General features: G+C 67.1%; 1 protein-coding gene. It reads left to right on the top strand.

Features of this window, described 5'->3' with window-relative positions:
• On the top strand, positions 1 to 255 hold a 255-nt coding region (locus JS756_RS36395; RefSeq protein ID WP_240204890.1), incomplete at both ends, for a GTP-binding protein.

The raw sequence follows: 255 nt of genomic DNA on the forward strand, positions 1-255 counted from the left end.
CATCCTCGTCGACGCCCGCAACGGCGTCGTCGAACAGACCCGCCGCCACGCCGCCATCGCCGCCCTCCTCCGCGTCCCCCACGTCGTCCTCGCCGTCAACAAGATGGACCTCGTCGCCCACCAGGAAACCGTCTTCGCCACCATCGCCGAGGAGTTCACGGCGTACGCGACCGAACTGGGCGTTCCCGAAGTCACCGCGATCCCGATCTCGGCTCTCGAAGGTGACAACGTGGTGGAACCGTCCGCGAACATGGA

This window comes from Streptomyces actuosus, from assembly GCF_016921115.1.
GTDB classification, from domain to species: domain Bacteria; phylum Actinomycetota; class Actinomycetes; order Streptomycetales; family Streptomycetaceae; genus Streptomyces; species Streptomyces actuosus_A.